Origin of the sequence: Paenarthrobacter sp. AMU7, from assembly GCF_041200195.1 — a bacterium.
Taxonomy (GTDB): domain Bacteria; phylum Actinomycetota; class Actinomycetes; order Actinomycetales; family Micrococcaceae; genus Arthrobacter.
Window position 1 is genome coordinate 3,675,663 of sequence record NZ_CP165735.1, and the last position, 26,825, is coordinate 3,702,487.

The 26,825-nt window shown below is 64.2% G+C and carries 21 protein-coding genes; 6 read left to right on the forward strand and 15 right to left on the reverse strand.

The features are described from left to right. Positions 1 to 15 precede the first annotated feature (15 nt). The 5 genes from ABQM86_RS16875 to ABQM86_RS16895 are packed head-to-tail and all read right to left on the reverse strand — an operon-like array spanning position 16 to position 5,224. Complete coding sequence (locus ABQM86_RS16875; protein ID WP_207594505.1) at positions 16 to 1,305, reverse strand: MFS transporter; 1,290 nt, start codon at positions 1,303 to 1,305, stop codon at positions 16 to 18. Positions 1,306 to 1,338: 33 nt separating this feature from the next. Beyond that, entirely contained in the window at positions 1,339 to 1,983 is a 645-nt protein-coding gene (locus ABQM86_RS16880) for a Poxvirus protein I5 (protein ID WP_207594506.1), read from the reverse strand. 34 nt (positions 1,984 to 2,017) lie between these two features. Beyond that, the gene (locus ABQM86_RS16885; protein WP_207594507.1) at positions 2,018 to 2,941 is read right to left on the reverse strand and encodes a carbohydrate ABC transporter permease; all 924 of its coding nucleotides are present in this window, start codon (positions 2,939 to 2,941) and stop codon (positions 2,018 to 2,020) included. Continuing rightward, positions 2,938 to 3,888 (reverse strand): carbohydrate ABC transporter permease, encoded by a 951-nt coding sequence (locus ABQM86_RS16890; protein ID WP_369745029.1) that lies wholly within the window; start codon positions 3,886 to 3,888, stop codon positions 2,938 to 2,940. The genes ABQM86_RS16885 and ABQM86_RS16890 overlap by 4 nt, the downstream gene beginning before the upstream one ends. A gap of 49 nt (positions 3,889 to 3,937) precedes the next feature. Next, the gene (locus ABQM86_RS16895; RefSeq protein WP_207594509.1) at positions 3,938 to 5,224 is read right to left on the reverse strand and encodes an ABC transporter substrate-binding protein; all 1,287 of its coding nucleotides are present in this window, start codon (positions 5,222 to 5,224) and stop codon (positions 3,938 to 3,940) included. Between the two features lie 219 nt (positions 5,225 to 5,443). Between ABQM86_RS16895 and ABQM86_RS16900 the strand changes: the two genes are divergently transcribed. Continuing rightward, entirely contained in the window at positions 5,444 to 7,474 is a 2,031-nt protein-coding gene (locus ABQM86_RS16900) for a beta-galactosidase (protein ID WP_369745031.1), read from the forward strand. 88 nt (positions 7,475 to 7,562) lie between these two features. Here ABQM86_RS16900 and ABQM86_RS16905 read toward each other — a convergent pair whose 3' ends face one another. From ABQM86_RS16905 to ABQM86_RS16915, 3 genes are all read right to left on the reverse strand, one after another. Next, complete coding sequence (locus ABQM86_RS16905; protein WP_369745033.1) at positions 7,563 to 8,951, reverse strand: ABC transporter substrate-binding protein; 1,389 nt, start codon at positions 8,949 to 8,951, stop codon at positions 7,563 to 7,565. A gap of 215 nt (positions 8,952 to 9,166) precedes the next feature. Continuing rightward, positions 9,167 to 10,105, reverse strand: a complete 939-nt coding sequence (locus tag ABQM86_RS16910) for a carbohydrate ABC transporter permease (RefSeq protein ID WP_207594512.1) — start codon at positions 10,103 to 10,105, stop codon at positions 9,167 to 9,169. Continuing rightward, positions 10,098 to 11,042 (reverse strand): sugar ABC transporter permease, encoded by a 945-nt coding sequence (locus ABQM86_RS16915; protein WP_280623466.1) that lies wholly within the window; start codon positions 11,040 to 11,042, stop codon positions 10,098 to 10,100. Before ABQM86_RS16915 ends, ABQM86_RS16910 begins: the two co-directional genes overlap by 8 nt. A 372-nt stretch (positions 11,043 to 11,414) precedes the next feature. On the opposite strand from ABQM86_RS16915, the gene ABQM86_RS16920 reads away from it, so the two are divergent. From ABQM86_RS16920 to ABQM86_RS16930, 3 genes are read left to right on the forward strand one after another with little or no spacing between them, the layout of a single operon-like run. Then, positions 11,415 to 12,587, forward strand: coding sequence for an acetylesterase (locus ABQM86_RS16920; protein WP_369745034.1), 1,173 nt, complete (start codon positions 11,415 to 11,417; stop codon positions 12,585 to 12,587). After that, entirely contained in the window at positions 12,584 to 14,695 is a 2,112-nt protein-coding gene (locus ABQM86_RS16925) for a DUF6807 family protein (RefSeq protein ID WP_369745035.1), read from the forward strand. Before ABQM86_RS16920 ends, ABQM86_RS16925 begins: the two co-directional genes overlap by 4 nt. After that, positions 14,692 to 15,843 carry a M24 family metallopeptidase gene (locus ABQM86_RS16930; protein WP_369745037.1) on the forward strand — a complete coding sequence of 384 codons (1,152 nt, stop codon included), beginning with the start codon at positions 14,692 to 14,694 and terminating at the stop codon, positions 15,841 to 15,843. The genes ABQM86_RS16925 and ABQM86_RS16930 overlap by 4 nt, the downstream gene beginning before the upstream one ends. Positions 15,844 to 15,925: 82 nt before the next feature. Here ABQM86_RS16930 and ABQM86_RS16935 read toward each other — a convergent pair whose 3' ends face one another. The 5 genes from ABQM86_RS16935 to ABQM86_RS16955 are packed head-to-tail and all read right to left on the reverse strand — an operon-like array spanning position 15,926 to position 21,893. Next, positions 15,926 to 17,377: an aldehyde dehydrogenase (NADP(+)) gene (locus ABQM86_RS16935; RefSeq protein WP_207594515.1), complete on the reverse strand. Its 1,452-nt coding sequence runs from the start codon at positions 17,375 to 17,377 to the stop codon at positions 15,926 to 15,928. Next, positions 17,358 to 18,530: a mandelate racemase/muconate lactonizing enzyme family protein gene (locus tag ABQM86_RS16940; protein ID WP_369745039.1), complete on the reverse strand. Its 1,173-nt coding sequence runs from the start codon at positions 18,528 to 18,530 to the stop codon at positions 17,358 to 17,360. Before ABQM86_RS16940 ends, ABQM86_RS16935 begins: the two co-directional genes overlap by 20 nt. Continuing rightward, positions 18,530 to 19,435 carry a 5-dehydro-4-deoxyglucarate dehydratase gene (locus tag ABQM86_RS16945; RefSeq protein WP_369745040.1) on the reverse strand — a complete coding sequence of 302 codons (906 nt, stop codon included), beginning with the start codon at positions 19,433 to 19,435 and terminating at the stop codon, positions 18,530 to 18,532. The genes ABQM86_RS16940 and ABQM86_RS16945 overlap by 1 nt, the downstream gene beginning before the upstream one ends. Next, on the reverse strand, positions 19,432 to 20,451 hold the full coding sequence (locus ABQM86_RS16950) for an NAD(P)-dependent oxidoreductase (RefSeq protein WP_280623472.1): 1,020 nt from the start codon (positions 20,449 to 20,451) through the stop codon (positions 19,432 to 19,434). The genes ABQM86_RS16945 and ABQM86_RS16950 overlap by 4 nt, the downstream gene beginning before the upstream one ends. Positions 20,452 to 20,480: 29 nt before the next feature. Next, positions 20,481 to 21,893 (reverse strand): Gfo/Idh/MocA family oxidoreductase, encoded by a 1,413-nt coding sequence (locus tag ABQM86_RS16955; RefSeq protein WP_280628031.1) that lies wholly within the window; start codon positions 21,891 to 21,893, stop codon positions 20,481 to 20,483. Between the two features lie 189 nt (positions 21,894 to 22,082). Here ABQM86_RS16955 and ABQM86_RS16960 point away from each other — a divergent pair, with 189 nt between their 5' ends. After that, positions 22,083 to 23,114 carry a LacI family DNA-binding transcriptional regulator gene (locus tag ABQM86_RS16960; protein ID WP_207594519.1) on the forward strand — a complete coding sequence of 344 codons (1,032 nt, stop codon included), beginning with the start codon at positions 22,083 to 22,085 and terminating at the stop codon, positions 23,112 to 23,114. Between the two features lie 41 nt (positions 23,115 to 23,155). Here ABQM86_RS16960 and ABQM86_RS16965 read toward each other — a convergent pair whose 3' ends face one another. After that, positions 23,156 to 23,854: a FadR/GntR family transcriptional regulator gene (locus tag ABQM86_RS16965; RefSeq protein WP_280623473.1), complete on the reverse strand. Its 699-nt coding sequence runs from the start codon at positions 23,852 to 23,854 to the stop codon at positions 23,156 to 23,158. Positions 23,855 to 23,944: 90 nt separating this feature from the next. Between ABQM86_RS16965 and ABQM86_RS16970 the strand changes: the two genes are divergently transcribed. Then, positions 23,945 to 25,276 carry an alpha-hydroxy acid oxidase gene (locus tag ABQM86_RS16970; protein WP_280623474.1) on the forward strand — a complete coding sequence of 444 codons (1,332 nt, stop codon included), beginning with the start codon at positions 23,945 to 23,947 and terminating at the stop codon, positions 25,274 to 25,276. Between the two features lie 79 nt (positions 25,277 to 25,355). On the opposite strand, the gene gdhA is transcribed toward ABQM86_RS16970, so the two are convergent. Beyond that, a complete protein-coding gene (gene gdhA / locus ABQM86_RS16975) occupies positions 25,356 to 26,693 on the reverse strand; it encodes an NADP-specific glutamate dehydrogenase (protein ID WP_207594522.1) in 1,338 nt (445 codons plus the stop codon). Positions 26,694 to 26,825: the final 132 nt, after the last annotated feature.

Below are 26,825 nucleotides of genomic sequence, written 5' to 3' on the forward strand. Positions count from 1 at the left end.
TCGCGGGGAACGGGCTCATCGCCGGCGTCGTGAGCAGCTCCACAGCACGAAACCAATCACAGCGGCCGAGGCCATACCCAACGCACCGGTCACTACCAATCCGGTACGGACGCCAAAATCCTCCGTCAGCCACCCCGCCAGCAATCCACCCAGCGCGTGCCCACCCAGAAGCAACGGGAAGTAGAGGGCCAGGACCCTGCCACGAACGCTGGCGCCAGCCTCCAACTGGACGGCGGTAGCTGCGCTTGTGAGGAACAGCAGCGTCATGAAGCCCACCACAATGAGCATCACCACAAACGATTCCTGTGTAGGCATCACGGCGGCCAGCAGTTGCGTCAGGCCGAACAGCCCGGCACTGGCCACAATGCCCTTGCGGCCAAAGCGCTTGATCCGGGTGGCCACCAACGCACCCGCCAAGGCCCCCAGGGCGCTGACTGTGTTGAAGAGGCCGAAACCAGCAGGACCGCTGTGCCACACCTGGTCCGCGAAGGCCGCCAGGACCACGGGTCCGTTCATGCCGAAAGCGCCCAGCAAACCTGCCAGCAGCATGGTCAGGAGTAACGGCGGACGCTCCCGGACAAAGCGGAAACCTGCCAGGATCCGGCCCCGCCGCGGCTCGTGCCCACCGATCTCGGGTGAGTGGTGGAGCTCGCCTGGCCGGATGGACACGATCATCACCAGGACGGCCATTCCCAAGCCGGCATTGGCAGCGAACGCCGCGGCCGGACCTGCCTGGGCAATGACCACGCCGGCAAGTGCGGGTCCAACCATGGCACCCAGTTGGCTAACGGCGCTGTTCAGGCCGATGGCTGCGGGGAGTCCGGTATCGCCCACCACCTCGTTGACGAACACCTGCCGCGCTGGTCCGTCGATGGCACTGGTGATGCCCAAGGCGATGCAGGAGGCGTAGACCACCCAGACGTCGGTACCACCGGTGGCGTTCCAGACGGCCAGCCCGGCAGCCAGCAAGACGGCGACGGACTGGCAGGCAAGGAGGATGCGTCGTTTGGGGAAGAGATCCACCAGCACACCACTGATGGGCCCCACCACCAGCATGGGAAGGAACTGCAACGCCACGGCCAGGCCCACCGCCGCCGGGCTCCCCGTGAGCTGGAGAACCAGCCAGTCCTGCGCCAGCCTTTGCATCCACACTCCGCCGCTTCCCACCAGGGAGAGTGCCACGAAGATCCTGTAATTGTGGTGGCGCAGCGGGTAGTGCCAGGTCTCTGTGGAGCGTGTCCGTGGGGCGGATGCTTCGTTTGTCGTGGTGGATTTGGGGCGCAGTGGGAACGGGCGCGGCGACACGGGGTGGACTGCTCGATTCAGCGGGTTGGGTGGTTAACTTCGGTGTGAGCGGATCTTGATGGCTGCTGCTGCCAGGACCAGGGTCCCGGGAACGATCACGAACAACGCCTGCAACATCCAGACAAAGACGACCGTCATGAAGAGGGCGGCGAGCAACAGCAAGGAACCGCTCCAGTCACGCACCGAGTCATCTTTGGCGCTGGAGTAGGCAGCGGCCCAGCGTTGCCGGCCCGGTACTTCAGCAGGCTGCAGGCCTGCATCGCCGTCCCAGTTCACGCCACCGCTCCAGTTGGCCGCGGTGCGGAGCAGGAGAACCGCCCCGGCCGCGGCCAGTATCAGCGTGGCCGGAAGAATAACGGCGCGGCCAGGAAGTTGACCCACCAGGGCGAGCAACAGGTTCAGGACAATCACGACGGCGGCTGCCGCCGTCGTGATGCCAAACTTCCAACTGCCGGGAAGCGCGCGACGGAAATTGCCCCACAAGCTGCGGAGGGAATCGTCCCTGCCGCTGAGGTGCCTTTCCAGGTGCGCGACGCCGGCCGCGTAAGCAGCCGGCGCCGTCACCAAGGGGACGGACAAGAGGAGCACGATGACCCCCGCCAGGATGGTCTCGGCGAAGAGGGCAAAGCGGTTGACCGGAATTCCCGGCTTCCCCGATGACGTGCCAGTGGCATTCATAGTGCTCATTCTTCAGTATTCTCTTCCGTGTCCGTCAGCCTTTAAGGCCTTGTGTTGATACGCCTTCTACGATGTAGCGCTGGAAGACGAGGAAGAAGACCAGGACCGGGAGGAGCGCCAGGACGGACATGGCGATCATGGCCCCGTAGTCCGAGGACTGGGTCTGGTCCACAAAGAGCCGCAGCGCCAGCGGCAGCGGGTATTTTTCGGGGGTGTTCAGGTAGAGCAGCGGGCCCAGGAAGTCGTTCCAGCTCCAGATGAAGGAGAAGATAGAGGTGGAGATCAGGGCCGGTTTCATCAGCGGAAGCATGATGGATCCGAAGATGCGGACGTGTCCGGCGCCGTCGATGCGTGCCGCCTCATCCAGTTCGGCCGGGAGCCCGCGCATGAACTGGACCATGAGGAAGACGAAGAACGCGTCGGCGGCGAGGAACTTGCCGATCAGCAGCGGCACGTAGGTGTCCACCAGGCCAAGCTGCTGGAACACGATGTACTGCGGGATGATCACCACGTGGAAGGGCAGCAGCAAGGTAGCGATCATCATGCCGAAGAACAGTCCGCGGCCGGGGAAGTTGATCCGGGCGAACGCGTAGGCGGAGATGGACGCCGAGAGCACGGTACCCACCACTGCGCCAACGGCCAGGATCAGGGAATTGGTGAAGAACGTCAGGGTGGAGACCCCACCTATGCCTTCCATGGCCGTGACGAAGTTATCGAAGCTGAAGTTGGCTGACCACAACGCGTTGTTGGCGCCGCCGATCTCGGAGTTCGGCTTGAAGGACGCGGAGATCATCCACAGTGCCGGGTAGAGGACCATCGCCACCAAGGCCAAGGCAACGACGTGGAAGATGGTGCTCTTGATCCGCTTGACCGTGGTGGACTCGGACTTCGGGTTGTAGACCGGTGCCGTTGAGGGCTTCGTGGGTGCGGGCTGGGTGGGGGTTGCCATGGTTGTCACTTTGCATCACCGCTGTAGTGGACCCAGGACTTGGAGGTCTTGAAGAAGATCAGCGTGATGATGCCGACCACGATCACCAGGAGCCAGGCCATGGCCGAGGCGTAGCCCATCCGGAAATCGGAGAAACCGCGCAAGTACAGGTAGAGGGTGTAGAAGAGGGTGGAGCCTGCCGGGCCGCCTTCACCGTTGGAGATGATGTAGGCCGAGGCGAAGATCTGGAACGCGTGGATGGTTTCCATGAGCAGGTTGAAGAAGATCACCGGGGAAAGCATGGGCCAGGTGATGTTCATGAACTTCCGTACCGGGCCGGCACCGTCCATCGACGCTGCCTCATACAGGTCCGTGGGGATTTGCTTCAGGCCGGCCAGGAAGATCACCATGGGGGCGCCAAACTGCCAGACGGTCAGCAGGATCATCATGCCCATGGTCATGTTGGGGTTACCCACCCAACCGCCGAGGTTGATCCCGAAAAAGGACAAGCCCTGGTCCACTGGGCCGGAATCGCCGAACATGGCCTTCCAGACGATCGCGATGGATACCGAAGCACCGATCAGTGACGGCGCATAGAACGCGGACCGGTAGAAACTCTGGCCCTTGCGTTTGCTGTTGAGCAGCATCGCGATCGCCAACGCCGCCGCGAGCTTGAGTGGGGTTCCGAAGACCACATATTGCATGGTCACGCCCACCGACTGCAGGAACCGTTCGTCCTGGAAGAGGGTGACGTAGTTATCGAAACCGATCCACTTGGGGGCATCGAAGAGGTTGTAGTTGGTGAAGGACAGGTACAGCGAGGAAATCATCGGACCCACGGTCAGGGCGATGAATCCCAGCAGCCAGGGCAACAGGAAGGTGTAACCGGCGCGGGTGTCCGCCCCACGCCGCCGCGATTTGCGTGGCGGCGTGGGAGCGGAGCCGGCACGCCTGCTCAGGGTTGGGCTTTGCGTCACGAGAATAGTCCGTCAGTTGTGAAGGCCGGATCAGACACAGAAGGTCTGCTTAGGCGTTCTGCTTGATAAGGTCTTCGGCTTCCTTGAACCACGCATCAGCTGCGCCGTCCACGGTCAACTTGCCGTAGTTCAGGTCCTGCGTGACCCGCTTGAACGTGGACTCAAGGGTGCCGAAACCAACAATGGGCGGCTCCGGGGCATCCTTGAGGTACTTCTCGATGGACTTCTCGTAGTCCACCACCAGCTTGTCCGTGCCTTCGAACGTGGTGCCATCGCGCTGGGTCTTCGACGCCGGGACACCGCGGGAGGTCTTGAAGATCTGGCCCACCTCCGGATCGTTGACCATGAAGTCGATGAAGCGGGCAGCGGCGTCCTTGTTCTTGGTTTTCGCGCTGGCCACCATCAACATGGAGGGCTTGAGGAACAGGCCCAGGTTGTCGGGGTCGTCCGACGGAACAGGAACGAGCTTGAGTTCCTTCGCGCCACTGTCCGCGAGGTAGCCGGCCATGAAGTTGTCCCACGTGACTTCCGTTGCCGTGACGTTGGAGCCGAACGGGGACTTGGGCAGCAACTGGGTTGCCTTGTCCTCGCCCACAATCGCCGCGGTGCCGCGCAGGTCACCGGTCAGGTTCCACCACTTCTTCAGATCATCCTTGGAGAAGCCGAGCTTGCCGTCCTCGGTGAACGCCTGGATGTTGTTCTGGCGCAACCAGATGTTGAAGTTCCACCAAATTCCGGTGTAGTCGGTGCCGCCAAACAGGGTGCCGTTGCCCTTGGCGCCGACCTCGGCCAGGAAGGCGTTGAACTCTTTGTAGTTCCAGGATCCATCCGGCTCCGCGATGCCCAGGGAAGCGAGCTTGGCGGGATCGTAGTAGACCGCGAAAGCGTTGGTGCTGGTGGGGATGCCGTAGGTCTTGCCGCGGATCTGGCCCGAGGGAAGGAGGGACTTGTCGAATGCGTCCGTGTTGATCTTTACCGTGCCCAAGTCAAGGAGCTGGTTCCGCTGGCCGTAATCACGCAGGTAGGACAGGTCCCACTGCATCACGTCGGGCAAGCCGCCGCCGGCAGCTTCGGTTGCGCGCTTCTGCCAGTAGCCGGCGAAGTCGGAGAAATTGCCGTTGACCTTGACGTCCGGGTTCTTGGACTCGAACAGGGCAATGGCCTTGCGGGTACGTTCTGCACGGTCATCGTTGCCCCACCACGTGTACGTGATGGTCACGGGGTTCTCCGCCGAGCCAGTCTGGGCCGGCGATGAGGACTGGCCGCACGCGGCCAGGAACGCGGCAGATGCAGTGCCGAGAGCCACCGTACCCAGGAATTTCCTTCTATCGATCATGAGAGCCTCCTTGCTCAGTTGGTGCAAGCTTGTCGAGTTCTCTACAACGTGGCAGTGATCTCGCTTACACTCGTTCTGAATCGATACAATATCCCTAATTGCGAATCTGGGCAAGCGTTTTCCAAAGAACCTGTTTGCCGGTGATTTCATCGGTACGCTGCTCTTATACGCACCAGCGACAGCAGAGACCCAAACCGCCACCATGACGAAGGAGTCCCCTTGACCTCCCCCGAAAACACCGGCAGTCCATCTGTCTGGAACAGCATCAACGGCCTCGCCTACGGTGGCGACTACAACCCTGAGCAGTGGCCCATGGACATCCGGCTTGAAGACGTCGAGCTGATGAAGGAAGCCGACGTGAACTTCCTGAGCGTCGCCATCTTCTCCTGGGGCCTTCTGGAACCTACCGAAGGCAACTACGATTTCGGCTGGCTGGACGATGTCCTGGACAACCTCCATGGAGCCGGGATCAAGGTGGCGCTCGCCACCGCCACCGCTTCTCCCCCGGCCTGGCTTGCCCGCAAGTACCCCGAGATCCTGCCTGTCACCTCGGAAGGAGTGCGGCTGGAACGTGGCTCCCGACGCCACTACACGCCGTCGTCGGCTGTCTACCGCAAGTACGCCACCGCCATCACGCGGGTTATCGCTGAGCGGTATAAGGACCACCCCGCCCTGGCGCTGTGGCACGTGGACAACGAACTAGGCTGCCACGTTGGCGAGTTCCACGGCGAAGAAGACGCCGCTGCTTTCCGGGCTTGGCTGGAACGCCGCTACGGCTCCATCGAGGCCCTGAACGAGGCGTGGGGAACAGCGTTCTGGTCCCAGCACTACGCTTCCTTCGAGGACATCATCCCGCCGGGCGCAGCACCCACAACGCTCAACCCGGGCCAGCAACTGGACTTTGCCCGCTTCAACTCGTGGGTGTTCATGGACTACTACCGCGAACTGCTGGCCGTGCTCCGCCAGGTCACCCCGGCCATCCCGGCCACCACCAACTTCATGGTTTCCAGCGCCACCAAAACCCTGGACTACTTTGACTGGTCCAAGGACATGGACGTAATTGCCAACGACCATTACCTGGTGGCCGCGGACCCGGAGCGCGAAATCGAGCTTGCGTTCAGCGCAGACCTCACCCGTGGCGTAGCAGGCGGCCAGCCATGGATCCTCATGGAACACTCGACGTCGGCGGTGAACTGGCAGCCGCACAACCAGCCCAAGATGCCCGGCGAAATGCTCCGCAACTCACTCGCGCACGTGGCGCGAGGTGCCGATGCCGTGATGTTCTTCCAGTGGCGGCAAAGCAAGGCCGGCTCGGAGAAATTCCACTCGGCCATGGTCCCCCACGGTGGCCGCGACACCCAGGTGTGGCGCAACGTGGTGGACCTTGGCGAGGCACTGGCCAAGCTGGAACCCGTCAAAGGTTCGCGGGTGGAATCCCGAGTGGCGATCGTGTTCGATTACGAGGCCTGGTGGGCGTCGGAGCTGGACTCGCACCCCAACAATTCCCTGAAATACCTCGATACGATGCGGGCGTTCCACCGCTCCCTGTTCCTCCGCGGAATCACTGCGGACTTCGTCCACCCTTCAGCGGACCTCGCAGGCTACGACCTCATCCTCGTCTGCACCTTGTACTCCGTGACGGACCAGGCCGCTGCCTCGATTTCCTCCGCCGCGGAACGTGGCGCCACGGTCCTCATCAGTTACTTCAGCGGCATCGTCGATGAGCGCGACCACGTCCGTTTGGGCGGCTACCCCGGCGCTTTCCGTGACTTGCTGGGCATCCGCAGCGAGGAATTCCACCCGCTGTTCCCCGGCACCACGGTCACGTTGAACGATGGAACTGCTGGCTCTGTGTGGAGCGAGCACGTACACGTTGCCGGGTCCGCCGGCGCTTCGGCGGAGGTCCTGGCGACCTTCACCGACTACCCGCTCGACGGCGTCCCGGCACTGACGCGCCGATCCGTCGGAACCGGTTCGGCCTGGTACCTCGCCACACTCCCGGATGCCGCCGGCATCGATGCCCTGACCGCTCGCCTGGTGGACGAAGCGGGGGTGACGGCCGCGGCCGAGGCGACTGCCGGCGTCGAACTTTCCCGCCGGCGCGCCGACGACGGCCGCAGCTTCCTGTTCGCCATCAACCACAGCCGGGAAGACGTCACGGTCAAGGCCGACGGCGCCGAACTGCTCAGCGGATTGCGCTTCGCCGGCGTCGTCCCCGCCGGAGCCGTGGCCGTCATCGCGGAAAACTGACCCAAAAGCAGGTGGCGCGCACGAAAAAACCGCGCCCCGGCCGGATCACGAATGATCCGTCCGGGGCGCGGTTGTTTTCTGAGGAAAGCTAGCTGATGGCGGACTTCATTTCATCCACAGCCTTCTTGCCGGCCTCTTCAGTGGAGAGCCTGTTGAACAGGACCTCCGAGGTGTAGCGTTTGATGATTTCCTGGATGGCGCCTGCACCCTTCGGCGGTGCTGCCGGGGCGTCGCCAAGTTCCCCCTTGATCCCGTCGATGAAGCTGACAACCTTGACGTCGGCCTTGGCCAGCTTGGGGGCGATGGCCTCACGGACCTCGGAGTTCGGGTACACGCCGCGGTCTGCCAGCAGTGCCTCGCCGGCCTTGACGTTGTTGGTCAGGAAGTCGATGAACTTGGCAGTCTCTTCCGGGTGCTTGGTGCGCGATGATGCGGACCAGAACTGGGAAGCCTTGTACCAGAGCTTGGCGTCTTCCGCCTTGCCCGTTTTGGACGGGAAACGCAGGATCTGGAGTTCGCCGCCGGCAGCCTTCTCGAGTGCGGGGAGCTGGTTGGACCACCAGAAAGCCAGGCCGTTTTTGCCGGTAGCCAGGCCACTCTGGTCCAGCGGAGCGGCTTCGGCTTCAACAACCTCAGATGCCGACGGAACTGCCTTCTTCTCGCTGAGTTCCTTCAGGAAGCCCCACCATTCGGCGATGGCCGAAGGCTCAAAACCCAGCTTGCCGTCCTCCGTGTAGAGGGACTTGCCGTTCTGGCGGAGCCATACTCCGAGGGAAGCTTCATCCGTGCCGTAAGCGGCGGCGCCGTAGGTGCCCTTGGGCGACTTTGCGGTGACCTCGGCGGCAACGCGCTCGAAGTCCTCCCAGGTCCAGGTCTTGTCGTCCGGAATGGCGACGCCCGCTGCCTGGAAGACTGCCGGGTTGGCCAGGATAGTCGCGGCGTTGATGCCTGCAGCGATGCCGGTCAGGCCCTTCTCGCCCTTGCCGGCTTCCAGCGCGGCTTCATCGAGCTTGGAGGTATCGATCTGGTACTTGGAGAGGTCCAACAGGGCACCGCGGGTGGAGTACTCGGTGATGTACTTCTCGTCCATCTGGATGATGTCGGGAGCATCGTTGGCTGCCACCTGGGTGGCCAGCTTGTCCCAGTAGCCGCTCCAGTCGCCGTACTCGGGCTTGATCTTGATGTTGGGGTTCTCCGCTTCGAAGGCTGCGATGGCCGCCTGGGTTACCTGGGCCCGCTTGTCACCGCCCCACCAAGCGAAGCGCAGCTCCACCTTGCCGTCGGCGCTCTTGGCGTCCGATCCTCCGCCGCCGCCGCAAGCGGTGAGGGCGAGGACGGCTGCTGCGGTGGCTGCGACCAGCGCTGAGGCGCGAACTCTGCGCTTCCTGCGCTGGGCCGTGGGGGCCTGGGCTGTGGGAGCCGAAGGTGTTGCCCCTGCTCCGGGGGCGACTGCCTCACCTTTGGGATGTACCGGCACTGTTGTCTCCGATCTTCATTGATCCTGATGCGATTGGGAAAGCGTTTTCTTGCTGAGAATTATGATACAAGTCACAATCTTGTATTACAAGATGCAAACTTGTCTTAGTTGTTGAAGGGCGCGACGGCGGTACGCACCGCTGTAGACCCCTGACCCGGGCGGCACCCACCACAAGGGGGCGGCAACCGCCGCCCCCTCCAGGCGCTGCTCCCGGCCTATTTGATGCCGGTGGTGGCGATGCCCTTGATGAGGAACCGCTGGCCGAACAGGAAGACGAGGAACACGGGGAGCAGGGACACTATGGACATCGCGAAGAGCGATCCCCAACTGGTGGCCGACTGCGAGTCAACGAAAGCCCTGAGGGCCACAGGTACGGTAAACATGTCCGGGTCCGTCAGGTAGATGAGGGCTCCGAAGAAGTCGTTCCACGTCCAGATGAACGTAAAGATGGTGGTGGTGGCCAGGGCCGGGACCATCAGTGGCAGGATCACGCGGAGGAAGATCCTGGGGTGGCCGGCGCCGTCGATGCGCGCTGCTTCGTCGAGGTCCTTCGGAATACCGCGGATGAACTGGACCATAAGGAACACGAAGAACGCGTCCGTAGCCAGGAGCTTGGGCACGATCAGCGGCCAGAAGGTGTTCACCCAGCCGATCTGCGAGAAGAGGATGTACTGGGGCACAATCACCACGTGGAACGGGAGCATGATGGTCAGCAGCATGATGCCGAAGAAGATCTTCTTGCCGCTGAACTGCAGCCGGGCGAAAGCGTACGCCGCCATGGAGCAGGAGATCAGGTTGCCCAGGATGGAACCCAGGACCACGATTGCCGAGTTGACCATGTAGTGCCCGAACGGGTGCGTCAGCGCGGACCAGCCATCGGTGTAGTTGCTCATTTCCAGGTTTTCCAGCCAGAGGCCGGGTTCGCGGAAAATCAGATCGTTGGGCCGCAAGGAGGAGACCACCATCCACAGCAGCGGGTAGATCATCACACCACCCACGACGATCAGGATGGCGTGCTTGATCAGGCCTTTGATGCGGGCGCTGCGGCTGAAGGCGAGGCTGCCACGGGATTCGCGGCGGCGCGGGCTTTTTCCGGGCTTGCCGGCTTTGGCGTCGTCGGATGAAGCTGCGGGGAGGGTCTGGAGTTTAGTCATCGTAGAACACCCAATACTTTGAAGCGATGAAGTTGATGGCAGTAAAGACACCGATGATGACCAGCAAGAACCAGGCCATCGCTGAGGCGTAACCCATATCGAACTGGCCGAAGCCCTTTTGGTACAGGTAAAGGGTGAAGAACATGGTGGAGTCGGACGGGCCGCCGTTGCCGCCGGAGACGATGAACGCCTGGGTGAACGACTGGAACGAACCGATGATCTGCAGCACCAGGTTGAAGAAGATGATGGGGCTCAGCATCGGCAGGGTGATCCGCCAGAACTTCTGCAACGTGGTGGCACCATCAACTTCGGCCGCCTCGTAATACATCACGGGGATCTGTCGCAGGCCGGCCAGGAAGATGATCATGGGGCTGCCGAAGGTCCAGACGTGCAGCAGGATGATGGAGCCGAGGGCGGTGTTGGGGTCGGAGATCCAACCGGGGCCTTGGATGCCTGCCATCGCCAGGACCTGGTTGACCAGGCCGGTGGTGCCGAAGATCTGCTTCCACAGGATGGCAACGGCAACGGAGCCGCCCAGCAGGGAGGGCAAGTAGAAGATGGACCGGTAGAACGGAAGCCCGCGGAGACCTTTGTCCAGGACCAGTGCAATGATCAGCGCCACCGCCAACTGCAGCGGAACACCCACCAGCACGTACGTAAAGGTCACACCCAGCGAGTTGTGAAGCCGGGCATCGCCGAACATGCGGACGAAGTTATCCAGGCCCACCCATTCAGGCGGCTGCAGAAGGTTGTAGTCCGTGAAGGACAGGTACAACGACATCAACATGGGGCCAACAGTGATGGCCACCAAACCCACCAACCACGGCGAAAGGAAGATGTACGCGGCCTTGTTGTCGCGGCCGTTCGCCTTCTTCTCCTCCTTGGTCATGGGGCCCTTGCGGCGGGTCATCGTTGAGAGTTCGCCTATGGCGCTCATCGCTTCCCCCTCGCCGGCCCGCGAACGCCTTGCGGCGTCCCCGTGTGCAGTACAGCGGCCATGTGGTCTCCTTTGGTCATCGTGGCCATCCACGGACTTCGAGTCTGGTTGGTGCTTGCCTTCCGGGACGCCGACGCTCCGGCCCTTCCCCTTGAAGGACCGGGGTGCAACTCCCGGGCTTCAGCGGCTCCGTACCAAAGTAAACGTTTTCTTGACCCATGTACAGCCTTTTGCTAATTTTTGAGAAAGCGTTTTCTGACGAAGCCGCCCCATCCGATTTCCCCCACGCTGAAGAGGTCCGGCGTGCGCCCCCGCACACCTTGATGCATCGAAAAGGCAGGACATCATTGTTCCCCACCGACTGCCACTGCCATGAGCGCGGCTGACATGGAAGATACGCCCGTCCGCCCCAGCGCATTGACGCGCTACGAAGACTGGCCGGACTACGCCGTCCGCCATCGCTTCAACGCGGCTTCTCCGGCCGCCCAGGAACTGGCCGACACACTTGGCGTCCCTTCCGTAACACCGGACCTTGAGTACACGGTGCACTCCGAGACAGTGCACGACGACGTCACCACCTCCCACTTGTCATGGCAGTTGGGCTTTGGGCCGAGGACAGCGGCTTGGTTCGTCCGGCCCGCCGGGGAAACCGGCCCCCTGCCCGGCGTACTCGCCCTGCACTGCCATGGCGGAGTCAAGGCCTACGGCGCGGAACGGCTCGTGGCCCTTCCGGATAACTCCCTCCCGGCCGAGGTGCGAACGAAACTCTATGATGGCCGTGCTCTCGCCACCTGGATGGCGCAGCAGGGCTTCGCAGTGCTGGCCCACGACACTTTCATGTGGGGAAGCCGGGGCTTTGGCCTTGACACCCTGCCTTGGCGGACCGCCACCGCCGTTAACGGGCAGCGGGCACTCTGGCGGGAGTCCGGCGTCGAACCTTCCGCAGCGGAACAATACAACGCAGCCGCAGCCGCCCACGAGGAAACCGTGTCCAAAGCCGCAACGCTGCTCGGCAGCAGTATCGTCGGAACCGTGGCGCATGACGACCTTGCCGCGCTGGGCATCCTCGCGGCGCTCCCAGGGGTGGATCCCGGACGACTCGGCTGCCTCGGATTCTCCGGCGGAGGCGGGCGTGCCATGGTGCTCGCTGCCTTGAGTCCCCTGATCCGCAGCTATGTGGTGACGTGCATGATGACCACCTTTGGCTCGCTGCTGCCGGCGTACCTGGATGCCCACTCGTGGTTGCTGCACTCCCCCGGTCTAGCCAGGCTGGGTGACTGGCCGGACCTGGCCACGCGCTCCACCGCCAAGATCCTGGTCCAATACGGCATGGCTGACCAGCTTTTCCCTGAACAAGGAATGCGCGATGCCCACCAACACCTGGTGGAGAACCTTCCCTCCCGGTACACCGGCAGTCTTTGGCAGGAACCCCATGTCTTCACCCAGGCCATGCAGGACGAGGCCGCGGCCTTCCTTGCCGCCGCCCTGAAACCGACCCCCTCCGGCAGTTCCCCCGCACCTGACCCCACTAGGACAGCCTCATGACCCAGCCCCTGACAGTCTCCGCTGCGGAGGTTCACTCCCGGCTCCCCCGTGTCGCACTGGTGGGTGTCCACGGTTTCGGCGAACGGCACCTCGACAACCTGGATCGGCTGGCTGCTGCCGGTGCATTGGACCTGGTGGCCGTCGCCGATCCGCGTCCTCCCGCCGACGGAAAACTTGGCCCCCGAGTTGAGGTCTTCCCTTCCCTCGATGCGCTGTTGGCGGCGGGAGTCGAGCCGGATGTCGTGATCATTTCCACGCCGATCCAAACGCATGCGCCCCTGGCCATGGCTGCACTCGAGGCCGGCGCCGACGTGTACCTGGAAAAGCCCCCGGTGGCTTCCAGGGAGCAGTACCAAGAAGTCATGGCAGCGGCCGCGAGCGCCGGCCGCTTGGTGCAGGTGGGGTTCCAAAGCCTTGGCTCCGAAGCCCTTCCCGCCATTGAAGAACTGGTGGCGGCGGGGGAAATTGGTGAGGTCCGGGGCCTCAGCGCAACAGGTTTGTGGCTGAGGACCCAGTCCTACTTCAAGCGTTCCCGCTGGGCCGGCAAGCGCAGCCTGAACGGGACAGACGTGGTGGACGGCGTGGTCACCAACGCCCTGGCACACGCTGTGGCGACGGGGCTGCGGCTTGCCGGGGCACGAACGGTCTCCGACGTTGCCTCTGTGGAGACGGACCTCTACCGGGCCAATGACACCGAGAGCGACGACACTTCAGTGGTGAGGGTCCGAACCACCAGCCGCCCTGGATTGCCGGGAGGACCCGTACTGATGCGAGGCCCTGTGCTGACGTGTGCCCTGACGTTGTGCGCACCGGTGCAGTCGGCGCCCGCAGTCACCATCTACGGCACGTTGGGGCAGCTGACGCTCTTCTATACAGAGGACCGGGTTGAGATCACCACACCCCATGGTGTCCGGAGCGAGACCTTCGGACGGACCGACCTGCTGGAGAACCTGCTGTCCGCCAGCAGCGAGGAGGATCTCCTCAGCCCCCTCAGTAGCGTCGGCGCGTATGTGTCGGTGCTCGAGGCGATCCGCACGGCAGAGGCTCCCCGGCTGATCCACCCGGACTACGTCACGTGGGAAGGCGAGGGCGACGACGCCCACCCCGTGGTGCGCGGCATCGAATCGTTGATTCGCCGGGCAGCGTTGGGGCAAGCCACCTTTGCTGAGCTCGGAGCGCCGTGGACGGAATCCGCTGCCGGCTCTGGGGCCGTCCCGTCAAACCTGGCCGAATTCCGCGTCAATGACACGCCCGTCGCAATGCTCCAGGACGGAAACAGCATCCGCCCCACGTCGTCACCCCGTCCTTACCTGCACCCCGTTCGAACACTTGCGGGGACCGTGGTGACGGATCACGTCCCGGAAGACCACGTGTGGCATCTGGGCGCGGGCGTCGCCATCCAGGACGTGGACGGCATCAACTTCTGGGGCGGGCGCACCTACACCAGGGACGCCGGCGCCTACGTCTGGCTGAACGACCACGGCCGTATCGTCACAGACTCCGCGGACCACGCTGAAGGACATCGGCGCGAACAGTTGAGCTGGCTCGGTCCAGACGGATCACCAATACTCCGCGAACAGCGCGAATGGCGCTGGGCCGCCTTCGGGCTTTCAGCGTGGAAACTGACGCTCGACTTCACGCTGGAACCCGCCACGGGACGTCCGGTGCAGCTGGGCAGCCCGGGTTCCAACGGGCGGCCACAGGGTGGTTATGGAGGCTTCTTCTGGCGGCTGCCGAAAGTCAGCGATGCCACCATCTGGACCCCCGATTCGCGCGGCGAGGACGCTGTTCACGGCACCACGGCGCCGTGGTTGGCATGGTCGGGAACCTTCGACGCCGGAACGGCCAGCGCCGCGCGCGTCACCGGCGACCCTGGACTGGGGCACCCGGCAACGCTGGTGTTCCTTGCCTCACCGCAGGCACCGGACCCGTGGTTCGTGCGGCACTCGGGCTATCCCGGCGTCGGACTTTCCTTGGCCTGGGACGCCCCGGTGACCACCGCGCCCGGCAACCCGGTCCACCGGACGGTCACCGTGCTCGTCACGGACGGCTTCCTGGCAACACAAGACATTGAACAACTCATCTCACCTTTGGGGGAACCGGCATGACCACGCCCACTCAATCCACGCCGCCGTTCACCGGCCAGGCACCAACACCGGCATCGACGCCGGCGGGCGCCATAGCCCGCACGGCACCCGGCAACGCCGCAGACCGCGCAGTGAAGCGCCGGCGTGTGCTGGATATCCTGGACGCCGCAGGCCGCGACTCGCTCCTTCTGACGACCAACACAGCGCTCACCTGGTACCTGGATGGGAGCCGTGTCCACATCAGCCTGGCCGGCGACCCCATCGCAGCCCTCCTGGTGGACCGCGACGGCGACCACCTGGTGACGTTCAACAACGAGGCCGGGCGCATCGCTGCCGAGGAATTGCCCGACGGCGTCAGCCTTCACACCGTGCCGTGGCACGGTCAACTGCATGCGGCGGCGGCTGGCCTTGCCGTTGATGGTGACCCTTTGGTGGAAGCAGCCGTCACCGCAGAACTGCGTGCGGCCCGCCAGGAACTGCTCCCGGCCGAGGCTGCCCGCTATGCCGGGCTGTCCGCTGATGCCGCCGCTGCCATGACGGACGTCCTCACCGCGGCAACCCCGGAGACTACGGAGTTCCAGCTCGTCTCGGACCTGGCCGCGCGGATTGTGGCGGCGGGCGCCGAACCGTTGGTCCTGCTCTGCAACGGTGCTTCCCGCAGCGACTTCCGCCATCCGCTGGCTACGCACTCCCCCATTGGACGGCGCGCCATGGCGGTGGTGTGCGCCCGCCGGAATGGCTTGGTTGCCAACGTGACCCGGTGGGTAGCGTTCGACGCCGGTACGCCCCAGGAGCTCGACGCCGAGGCCCGGATTGCCGCCGTGGAGGCCGACATCTTCCGTGCCACGGTCCCCGGAGCCCGGCTCAATGGGATCTTCGCCGAGATCAAGCTGGCTTACGCGCGGCATGGCTTCGGCGAAGATCAGTGGACGCTGCATCACCAGGGCGGGCCGGCCGGTTATGCAGGCCGCGATCCCCGGGTCACTGCAGAGGCCACGGATACGGTGGTGCTCAACCAACCCTTCACGTGGAACCCGTCCGGGCCCGGCGTAAAGATCGAGGACACTGTCCTGCTCACAGATTCCGGCGTGCGCGTCCTGACCACCGACGACCGGTGGCCGACCACCGACGTGGACGGCCGCCGTCGTCCGCTGACGCTGCGCCCGTAACGCCTGACACCTCACACGAAAGGGGCGGGATCACCGGTGTGGTGATCCCGCCCCTTTCGTCTCCCGTGACCCAAGTGGTGGTTTAGCTGAGCGTCAGCACGCCGTCCACACGCCGGGGGATGCCCAGGGGGTTGGCGTCGCGCAGGGCCGGGTGCAGGACGGTCTCCGGAGCATCCTGGTATGCCACCGGACGCTGGAAGCGGCGTACAGCGGTAGCCCCTACGGAAGTGAACAGCGATGTGGTGGCCGGGTACGGGCCGCCGTGCTGCTGGGCCCAGTTCACGGCAACACCTGTGGGCCAGCCGTCGAACAGGACCCTGCCAGCCAAACCGCTGAGCTGCTCCACAAGTGCGGAGACGTCTTCACCCGGTTCCGCGTGCACCGTGCCCGTGAGGCTGCCCGGAACCTTGGCCAGGGCCGCGGACAGTTCCTCCTGGTTGGCGTACTCGATAAGCAGCGTGGTGGGGCCGAAGCACTCCTCCAAAAGCTCGTCGGGGCGCTCCAGCACGTTGGCTGCACTGGTGGAGAACACCACTGGTGCGGCGCCGTCGGCCAGGCTGTCCTGCTGCACGGTGCCACTGACCACGGCGACACCCGGCTGGTCTGCGACGTTACGGAGTCCGTCCGGGTAGGCCTCGGCGATGCGCTCGGTGAGCATGGCAGCGGTGGGCTTGTCCTTGCTGGCCTCGGCCAGGTGCGAGGCGAAGTCAGTACCGGCCGGGATGAACACGAGTCCCGGCTTGGTGCAGAACTGGCCCGCGCCCATCGTGAATGAACCGGCAAGGCCTGCGGCGAGCTGCCGGCCACGCTCGGCCAAGGCCTCCGCAGTGATGACCACGGGGTTCAGGCTGCCGAGCTCACCGTAGAACGGGATCGGCTCCGGACGGGAGGCCGCGAGATCAAACAGTGCGCGCCCGCCGGGAATGGAGCCGGTGAAGCCAACGGCTTTGATGGCGGGGTCCTGGACCAAGGCGGTGCCCGCCTCGCGGCCACTGACCAGGGCGAAGATGCCTTCCGGCGCGCCGGCCTTGGCCAGGGCATCGGTGACGATCTCGGCGGTCCGCTCGGAGAGACGGATGTGGCCCGAGTGCGCCTTGACGACCACCGGGCAACCCACTGCCAGTGCCGACGCGGTGTCTCCACCGGCCACGGAGAAAGCGAACGGGAAGTTCGACGCCGAGAACACAGCTACCGGACCGATCGGACGCAGGATGCGGCGCAGGTCGGGCTTCGGCGGTGTGGAGGCCGGGTCGGCGTGGTCGATCACGGCTTCGAGGTAGGACCCCTCGGTGATGACCTTGGCAAACAGCCTCAGCTGGCCACTGGTCCTGGCCACCTCCCCGGTGAGCCGGACGGTGCCCAGGCTCGTCTCGGAATCGGCGATGGCCACCAGTTCGGTGACGTTGGCGTCCAGGGCGTCGGCGACGGCGGTCAGCCAGGCCGCGCGCTCGGCATCGGTTGCTGCTGCGGTCACCTTTGCTGCTGCCGTGGCTGCGGCGGTGATGGCTGTCAGGTCAAGAGTTGCTGTACTCAATGCGGTTTCCTTTACTCTCAGGGGCGGCGGTCTCAGATGCGGCGCTCTCAGATGCGGGCAGCGGCGGTGCGGGCGCTCCGGCGAAGTCAAAGCCCAGTCCGGGGCGGCCTGTGCTGCTCAGTGTGCTCTGGCCCTTGCTGTTGTTGATCCGTACCGGCGAAGGCCCGGCCAGTATTCCGAGTTGTTCGAAGGACGCGTCTTCCACGTCCTCCACGCTTACGGTTTCGGCAAGGGTGAGCGCCAGCTGCCCGGAGAGCTCCGGAAGCAGGTGCGGCGCCACCCTGATGCTGTTGGCCCGGGCCAGCTCAACGATCCTGCGGAACGGCGTAATGCCGCCCACCCGGACGATGTTGGGCTGGATGATGTCCACGGCTTCGGCTTGGATGAAGTCGCGGAAACGGTAGATGGTGTGGACGTTTTCCCCCAAGGCAATGGGTACCGGAGAGTGCTTGCGCAAACGCCGGTAAGCCCAGAGATCGTCGGCCCGGATCGGTTCTTCCAGCCATTCCAGTCCGTACTCCCCCAAGACGTCCAAAGCACGGAAGGTATGGGCCAGGTCCCAACGCTGGTTGGCGTCAATCATGAGCAACCGGTCCGGGCCGATGACCTGCCGGACAGCGGCAACGCGTTCAGCATCTTCACGGAGTTCGGGCTTGCCCACCTTGATCTTCACGGCGTGATGCCCGGCAGCGACCCATCGCTGCGCCTGCTCCACGAGCTGCTCCAGGGTGTAATGGAGGTTCACTCCGGAGCCATAAACCTCCACCGATTCCCGGCGTTGGCCCAACAGTCCTGTGACCGAGGTGCCCGCCTGCCGTGCTTTCAGGTCCCACAGGGCCAGGTCCACGCCGGCCATCGCGATGGTGGTGAGGCCTCCCCCACCGGCCTCATGCAGCCGCTGCCAGAGTTGGTCCCACACCATCTCCGGGTTGGCTTCGAGGCCAAGGATGAACGCTGCAATGTCGTAATCCAAGAGGGCTTTGACCGCCTGGGGACCAATGGTGGGTGTCCATGAGAAACCGTGGCCCCTGCCGCCGTCGTCCGTGGTCAGCTCTGTAACGATCACATGGTTCTCGGGTGCCTCGGCGCCCCAGCTGCGCAGCAGCGGAACCGTGATCAGCCGGGTGGTGAGGCCCGTGATGCGGGCCGTCATCAGCTGCCGGCCAGCTCGTGGCCCTTGGCCAGGATGGACTTGAGCTCCAGCAATTGCTCTTCCCTGGGGTCCACCAGCGGAGGACGGACCGGGCCAACAGGCAGCCCGGCCAGGCGCAGGCCTGCTTTGATGAGGGAAACGCCAAAGCCCGGGGTCTGGTCGCGGAGCCGGACCAGCGGGGCGTAGAAGCCTTCGAGCAGAGCATGGCGGCGCTCTTCATCACCGGAGACGTAGGCGTCGTAGTAGGCCTTGGCGATTTCGGGGGCCATCGCGAACGCTGCCGAGGAGTAGAGCGGAATGCCGAGGCCACGGTAGGCACCCTGGGTCAGCTCTGCGGTCAGCAGGCCGTTGAACAGGGCGAAGTCGGTGCGGCCGCTGGCGTTGATCGCGGAGACGATTTCCTGGGCCAGGCCGACGTCGCCGATTCCGTCCTTGAAGCCAACAACCTTCGGGTTGGCGGTGAGGTGCGTGATGGCCTCGGCGGTGAACTTGGCCGTACCGCGGTGGTACACGATCACGGGCAGGCTGCTCGCGGCGGCGATCGCCTCGACGTAGGCCACTACACCGTCCGTGGGACCTGTGACGAGGTAGGGCGGGAGCACCAGGAGGGCATCCGCGCCGGCTTCCTCGGCCACTTTGGCTGCCGCGATGGCGTGACCCAACGGTCCACCGGCACCGGAGACCACGGGAACTGCTCCAGCAACAGCCTCGACGGCGGCGGTCACCACGGTGCGGATCTCATCGATGGACAGGGCATGGAATTCGCCAGTGCCGCAGGCGGGGAAGACACCGCCGGGACCGAACGGCAGGCGGGAGGTGATGTGCTCCTTCAGCAACGCCACATCTACGGTGCCGTCTTCAGCAAAGGGAGTGACGGGGAAGAACAGTACGCCGTCGAATTTCATGGGGTCTCCTTGGTTGCTCCCGCCGGGACCAGTCCGGCGTGGTTCTCGTCATTGAGTGCTGCGGGGTTGAGTGCTGCGGCGTTCTGGTGGTCAGACGCAGTGTCCGCGCCTTCGTACGGCGGGGTGAGTTCGGTGCGCCACGAACGCTTGGGTTCCCAGCCGAGGAGCTCGCGGGCTTTGTCGATGGAGAACGCCGGGCTGGTGCCGGTCAGGTGTTCAGTGAGCGGTCCGCTGCCAGGCAGGAATCGCGGGAACAATTCCGCCAGGGGCGCGGTAGCCAAGGCATCCTTGGCGCCAACAAAGAAGACCTGGCCGTTGGGGATGCTGTCCATCTTCTGCAAAAGCACGTCCAGGAAGTCAGCCACATCCCGTGCGTCCACATAGTTGAACAAGGCCGGTGCGGACAATGCGGGATCGTCCAGGCGCTGCCGGATGGTGTGCCCCTGTTGCGTCAGGGCGCCTTCCCATTCCTCCGGGGACAGGACGTAGCACGGGCGGAATGCCGCGTACCGGATCTTGTCGCCCTGTGCTGCGGCGAACATCTGCACGGTCTGCTCGGCGATCAGCTTGGACAACGCGTAGGCGTTCCACGGCTTGGGCGGTGTCTGCTCGTCCAGAGGGAACGACGGCGGCAGCCACCCTGCCGGTGAGCCATAACCCAGGGCGGTGGGGCTGGACGCCGTCACGATCTTCGGGACGCCCGCTTCGGTAGCGGCACTGACCACCGCGTAGGCGAGACGGGTGTTCGTGCTGAAAATGACGTCCTCGGGTGCGCTGAAAGGTACGGCAATAGCAGCGAGGTGGATGACGGCGTCGGGCGCTGTTTCGCGGATGAGCCGCTCCGCTTCCCCCGGTGCCAAAAGATCAGCGGTGTACTGCTCGGCTCCGGCGGGCAGTTGCTCCGCGGGGATGGCGTCCCGGTCCACCGAGATCACCTTGTGGCCGGCGTCTGCCAGTCCAGCCACAACGCTGCGTCCCAGGCGGCCGGAACCTCCGGTAACGAAAATCCTGCTCATGGTCTTGTCCTTGATTGGTAGTGAACCGGTCAGGCCTGGCTGCGGCTGAGGTCGGCGCCGAGTCCCAGTTCGCTGATACGAACGGGCTGGCCGGTGTCCAGGGACTGGTTGCCGGCAATGCCCACCGACACGGAACGGAGTCCGTCGATGTAGCCGGACGGACGGCCCAGTGGATCAATGCCGGGACCATTGAAAAGGTCCGAGAGCAGCAGGTTGTCGCCGCCGCCGTGGCCGCCCTCACCGTTGACGATCGGAACTTCGTAGGCAGCTTCCCAGTGGCGCTGGACCACCAGGCGCTCACCGTTGCGGCGTACGGCATCCTCTTCCTCGATGGGAGTGGCGCTCGGGTCCACCACGGTCTTCTTGTCGGTGCTGGACTCGACGGCGGCGCGTTCCACCACTTCGAGTTCAGCCCGGCCTTCGGTGCCGTTGACGGTGACGCGGTAGCCTTCCCACGGGCTGTGGGCGTTAAGCGAGTAGCTCAGCGTCGGGCCGCCCTGGTAGTCCACCACGAGGGCCAGGTTGTCCTCGATGGTGATGCCCTCGGTGAAGACGTCCTGGTCACGGATGTAGCCGTCGAACTTTTCGTTGTCGTAGTACAGGGCCTTCAGGCGCTCGTCGTCGCGCATGTCCAGGCGGAAGGGATCGTGCTCAAGGCCATCTACGGTGCCGCGCTCCGGACGTGCTCCCAAGCCGCGCTCTGCTGCGTTTTTGTCGCCGTAAAAGCGCAGGCCACCGGAGGCAAAAACGCGCTCCGGAACATCGTTGATCCACCAGTTAACAAGGTCGAAGTGGTGGGAGGCCTTGTGGATGAGCAGGCCGCCGGAGTTTTTCTTTTCACGGTGCCAGCGGCGGAAGTAGTCCGCGCCGTGAACGGTGTCCAGGACCCAGCTGAAGTCGATGGAGGTGACCTTGCCGATCACGCCGTTCTTGATGACTTCCTTCAGTGCCGTGTTGCGCGGCGAGTAGCGGTAGTTGAACGTCACCACCACGTTCTTGCCGGTCTTCGCCACCGCTTCCGTAATACGGCGGCATCCGTCAACGTCAATCGTCAGCGGCTTTTCAACCACGACGTCGGCACCCGCCTCGAGCGCCTCAACGATGTAGTCCGCGTGGGTGTAGTCGGGCGTCGTGACGATGACGCGCTCGATGTCGTTGGACTGGATGAAGCTGGTGAGCTGGCCCGGCTCAAAGGATGCAACGGGTTCTGTTCCGCCAAGCTCCTTGATGAGCTCCTGGTAGAAGTCCACCCGGCCCGGGTTGACGTCGGAGAGCGCAATAAGTTCCGCAACGTCCGAGTGCTGCCCATAGATGGCCCGGATATACATTTCCGAGCGGCCACCGGTGCCGATGAGGGCGATGCGTGTCCGGTGGTGGCCTTCAGTCCGGGCAGTGGGTGCGGCCGTTTCGGTCTGGGTCTCGGCTGAGTCGACGGTGACCATGTTTGCCATGAGGGATGCCCCTTTCAAAAGGCAGGAGTGAACCGCTTGACGGCCCGGCTTCGTATGGGAAGAATCATGAGAAAGCGTTTTCTCAGAGCGTTATAAGCTTTGTATCAAGACTCTGGTGGTCACGTCAACCACTGCTCCAACGACGGCGCATTCGGGAGACGACCAATGGGAAGGGGCCACATGGCACGCAGGAACACCAACAGGCGCGTCGGGATAGCTGATGTCGCGGAGAAGGCCGGCGTCTCTCACGCCACCGTTTCACGCGTCATGAACGGTAACGCCGCAGTGGATCCCGGAATCGCGGCGCGGGTTCGGACAGCCGCAGCGGAATTGAAGTACCAGCCCAACCCGGTGGGGCGCAGCCTTGCACTGGGAAAGACGGACACCATCGGCATCGTGGTTCCGGATCTGGCCAACCCCACCTTCCAGGCCATCCTCCGCGGACTCAGTATCGCCGCCGCACAGGATGGTTACCGCGTCCTGATTGCCGACTCCTCCGAAGTCACCAGCGAGGAAGCCATCCTGGCCGGCGAAGCCCGGCGCCGCTGCGATGGCGTGGTCCTTTGCGCACCCCGCATGGCCGACGCCGAACTTGAAGAGCTGGCGCCCACCCTGCACCCACTGGTGCTCATCAACCGCACCACCATCGCCACCAACACTCCGAGCCTGAGCGTTGACTACGGGCAGGGCATCCAGGAACTGGCGCAGCATCTGGTCTCCCTGGGACACCGCCGCCTCGTGTTCCTGTCCGGCCCCGAGCACAGCGCTTCCAACCGCCAACGCCTGGTGGGCCTGGACCAGTTCCGCGCCGAGCATCCGGAGATCGAACTGCAGATGCTCCACGGTGGATCCAACTTCGATTCCGGCCATGAGTCCACGGAGGCCATCATTGCCAGTGGTGCCACCGGAATCCTGGCATTCAACGACCTCGTCGCCATGGGGCTGCTCAGCGGCCTGCATGAGCGCGGGGTGCGGGTTCCGGAGGACATCTCCGTGACAGGCTTCGATGACATCCCCTTCGCCAAATACACCACTCCCCCGCTGACCACTGCTGCCGTGCCCATCAACGAGCTCGGAAGCCTCGCTTGGCGGAGAATGCGCGAACAGATCCAGCAAGCCGGCGAAGCCACCACCCAGGCACAGGACGAGTTCTCGCCCAGGGTGGAAATCCGCAAGAGCACCGCAGCGCCCGCACTCAAGCCCGCAAGCTGACACTTAGTGCCCATGTCACGCGCGGACATTGGCCTTGAGTGTCACCTGGATGAGGAATTTGCGCCCACTCCGGCTTCTTTGTAGAAACCCTGGATGTGGGCGGCCACCAGCTCGGCCGCCTTGCCGCCGTCGTGATTGTTCACAGCGTTAAGGATGGCGCGGTGCTCGGCCCGGAGCCTTGCGGACGTCGCGTTCCAGTCGGGAAGGTTGCCGGTCAGCTCACCTGCATAGTTCTCGATCGCGCCCCGGAGCGAGGCCATCATGGCGCTGACCACGGCATTGCCGGCAGCCTGCGCGAGCGCCACATGGAAGCGGGCGTCCAAGGCAAGGAATGTATCGATGTCCGGGGCAGCGTCCATCTGGTCCAGCAGCTCCGCGGCCTCCTCCAGCTCCGGCACCCCCACCTGAGCCCGTTCAGCCGCCCACGATTCCAGCAGGACGCGGGTCTCCACGATGTCCGCCACGGGAAGATGGCGCGTGGCCACGTGCAGCCGGAGGGTGGAACCCAGCGCGGAGCCCGGCTCGGCGATGACCACGGTCCCGGCATCCTTTCCGGACCCCACGCCGGCACGGACCACGCCCATCGCCTCGAGGATGCGGACTGCCTCGCGCACGGAGGTCCGGGAAACCTTCAATTGCTCGGCCATGGCGCGTTCACCCGGAAGCCTGCCGCCGAGGGCAAGGTCTCCATCGGACAGCTGCTTCTCGATCCATTGCAGGACCAACTCGTGGGTACGCATAACGGAATACTAGTTGATGTGGTCCAACCACATGGATTACAGTGTGGTTAGACCACAGTGGTAAGACCACAGAATTCAAGGGAGAACCGCATGACCGACACCCTCGATCCCAAAATCACGGCCGCGCCCGCCAACGCCGGGAGCGACGAAAACGTGACACGTCCGCCCCAGCCGCGTTCCGCCGTCGTGCTTCCGCCGGCACTGAAGCGCCGCGTCCCCAAGGTTTCCGACCTGGCTCCGCTCATGCAGTTCAAGAAGCCCGAATTCAGCAAGACTGCCCGACTCAAGCGCGCCAGCACCATTTGGGAACTGCGGGACATCGCCAAGCGCCGCACCCCGCAGGCGCCCTTCGACTACACCGACGGTGCCGCCGAAGAAGAGATCACCCTCCGCCGCGCCCGCCAGGCCTTCCAGGACATCGAGTTCCGTCCCGGCATACTGCGCGATGTCTCCAGGATCGATCTCCGCACCGACATCCTGGGCAAGGAATCACGCCTGCCGTTCGGCATCGCTCCCACAGGATTCACGCGCATGATGCAGTCCGAGGGCGAGTACGCCGGCTCGCAGGCCGCTGAAGCCGCAGGTATTCCCTACACCCTGTCCACCATGGGCACTGCGTCCATCGAAGACGTTGCCACGGCTGCACCGAACGGCCGCAACTGGTTCCAGCTGTACTTGTGGACGGACCGCGACCGCTCCCTGGAACTGATCGAACGCGCAGCGAAAGCCGGCAACGACACCCTCATGGTCACCGTGGACACTGCGGTTGCCGGCGCCCGCCTTCGCGATGTCCGCAACGGCATGACCATCCCGCCGGCGCTGACCATCAAAACCGTCCTGGATGCGTCCTACCGCCCGGCCTGGTGGTTCAACTTCCTCACGCACGAGCCCCTGACCTTCGCTTCGCTTTCGCGTTACACCGGCACCGTGGCAGACCTCATCAATTCGATGTTCGACCCCACCCTGACCTATGAGGACCTGGACTGGCTCCGCGAAACCTGGAAGGGCAAGCTGGTGGTCAAGGGCATCCAGACCGTGGAAGACGCCCGCAAGGTAGTGGACCACGGCGCGGATGGCATCATCCTGTCCAACCACGGCGGCCGCCAATTGGACCGCGCACCCATCCCGTTCCACCTGCTGCCGGAGGTCACCACGGCATTGAAGGCTGACAACAGCAAGGCCGCAGTCATGCTGGACACAGGCATCATGAGCGGCGCGGACATCGTGGCAGCCCTCGCCCTGGGCGCGGACTTTGCCCTGATCGGCCGCGCATACCTTTACGGTCTCATGGCCGGTGGACGCGAAGGCGTGGACCGCACCATCCAGATCCTGGAGAAGGACATGACCCGGACCATGGCGCTGCTGGGCGTCAGCAAGGTAGCGGACCTGAACCCGGACCACGTGCGGCTGCTCCAGCGCTGACCGCACCCATGTAAGTAACAGCAACTGTCGCAATGAGCGTTCATTGCGACAGTTGCTGTTACTCAGTTGGGTAAGGGGGCTAGATCAGGCCCTGGGCCAGCATTGCGTCGGCCACCTTGACGAAGCCGCCGATGTTGGCGCCCACCACGTAGTTCCCGGGCGCACCGTATTCATCAGCGGTGGCAGCGCAACGGTCGTGGATGCCCACCATGATCTCGGTGAGGCGCTGCTCGGTGTGCTCGAAGGACCATGAATCGCGGCTGGCATTCTGCTGCATCTCCAAGGCTGACGTCGCCACACCACCGGCATTGGCGGCCTTGCCCGGCCCGAAGAGGATCCCGGCTTCCTGGAACACGGATACCGCGGACCGCGTGGAGGGCATGTTGGCACCTTCGGCAACCGCGATCAGACCGTTGCTGACCAGCTTGGCGGCAGCATCGCCGTCGAGCTCGTTCTGGGTGGCGCACGGCAACGCTACGGTGCCGTTGACGTCCCACACCGAACCGCCGACAACATGGCTGGCCCCATTACGGCGCGCGGCGTACTCCGTGAGGCGGCCGCGCTCCACTTCCTTGATCCGGCTCAGAAGCGCGACGTCGATCCCCGCCTCGTCCACGATGTAACCGGCCGAATCCGAACAGGCCACTACGGTGGCGCCGAGGGACTGGGCCTTGGCGATCGCATGGATGGCCACATTGCCGGAACCGGAGACCACTACGCGCTGACCGTCGAAGGACTGGCCGCGGGTCTTGAGCATCTCCTGGGCGAAGATCACCGTTCCGTAACCGGTGGCCTCGGGGCGAACGAGGGAACCGCCCCAAGAGATGCCCTTACCCGTCAGGACGCCGGATTCGTAGCGGTTGGTGATCCGCTTGTACTGGCCGAAGAGGTAGCCGATCTCGCGACCGCCCACACCGATGTCGCCGGCGGGAACGTCGGTGTATTCACCGATATGCCGGTACAGCTCGGTCATGAAGGACTGGCAGAAGCGCATGATTTCGGCATCGGAACGTCCACGCGGGTCGAAGTCCGAGCCGCCCTTGCCGCCACCAATGGGCATGCCGGTGAGTGCATTCTTGAAGATCTGCTCAAAGCCGAGGAACTTCACGATTCCCAGGTACACCGAGGGGTGGAAGCGGAGCCCGCCCTTGTAGGGACCGAGCGCGGAGTTGAACTCCACCCGGAAGCCGCGGTTCACGTGGACGCGGCCGGCGTCGTCGGTCCACGGGACGCGGAAGATGATCTGGCGCTCCGGCTCGCAAAGACGCTCCAGGACGGCGCCCTCAAGGAATTCAGGATGGCGATCGTGCACGGGGCCGAGGCTTTCGAAGACCTCAGTGACGGCCTGGTGGAATTCCTTCTCCCCCGGGTTCCGTGCCAACACGGTGTCGCGGACAGCTTCGAGCCTTGAATCCATGCGTGTTCCTATCCTCAGTGCGCCGACCCGCGGCGAGACGATCAGTCCCGCTCATGGTTGCATCGAGGGAGATGGGATCTCCATCCGGAGCCAATGTGACCCTCACCGCTGAGTTAACACAACTGTAGAAAA

Coding starts and splice junctions, on each gene's coding strand:
- ABQM86_RS16880 (WP_207594506.1), bottom strand. CDS start 1,983: ATGAATGCCACTGGCACGTCATCGGGGAAGCCGGGAATTCCGGTCAAC.
- ABQM86_RS16895 (WP_207594509.1), bottom strand. CDS start 5,224: ATGATCGATAGAAGGAAATTCCTGGGTACGGTGGCTCTCGGCACTGCA.
- ABQM86_RS16910 (WP_207594512.1), bottom strand. CDS start 10,105: ATGACTAAACTCCAGACCCTCCCCGCAGCTTCATCCGACGACGCCAAA.
- ABQM86_RS16915 (WP_280623466.1), bottom strand. CDS start 11,042: ATGAGCGCCATAGGCGAACTCTCAACGATGACCCGCCGCAAGGGCCCC.
- ABQM86_RS16920 (WP_369745034.1), top strand. CDS start 11,415: ATGAGCGCGGCTGACATGGAAGATACGCCCGTCCGCCCCAGCGCATTG.
- ABQM86_RS16925 (WP_369745035.1), top strand. CDS start 12,584: ATGACCCAGCCCCTGACAGTCTCCGCTGCGGAGGTTCACTCCCGGCTC.
- ABQM86_RS16930 (WP_369745037.1), top strand. CDS start 14,692: ATGACCACGCCCACTCAATCCACGCCGCCGTTCACCGGCCAGGCACCA.
- ABQM86_RS16940 (WP_369745039.1), bottom strand. CDS start 18,530: ATGACGGCCCGCATCACGGGCCTCACCACCCGGCTGATCACGGTTCCG.
- ABQM86_RS16945 (WP_369745040.1), bottom strand. CDS start 19,435: ATGAAATTCGACGGCGTACTGTTCTTCCCCGTCACTCCCTTTGCTGAA.
- ABQM86_RS16950 (WP_280623472.1), bottom strand. CDS start 20,451: ATGAGCAGGATTTTCGTTACCGGAGGTTCCGGCCGCCTGGGACGCAGC.
- ABQM86_RS16955 (WP_280628031.1), bottom strand. CDS start 21,893: ATGGTCACCGTCGACTCAGCCGAGACCCAGACCGAAACGGCCGCACCC.
- ABQM86_RS16960 (WP_207594519.1), top strand. CDS start 22,083: ATGGCACGCAGGAACACCAACAGGCGCGTCGGGATAGCTGATGTCGCG.
- ABQM86_RS16965 (WP_280623473.1), bottom strand. CDS start 23,854: ATGCGTACCCACGAGTTGGTCCTGCAATGGATCGAGAAGCAGCTGTCC.
- ABQM86_RS16970 (WP_280623474.1), top strand. CDS start 23,945: ATGACCGACACCCTCGATCCCAAAATCACGGCCGCGCCCGCCAACGCC.
- gdhA (WP_207594522.1), bottom strand. CDS start 26,693: ATGGATTCAAGGCTCGAAGCTGTCCGCGACACCGTGTTGGCACGGAAC.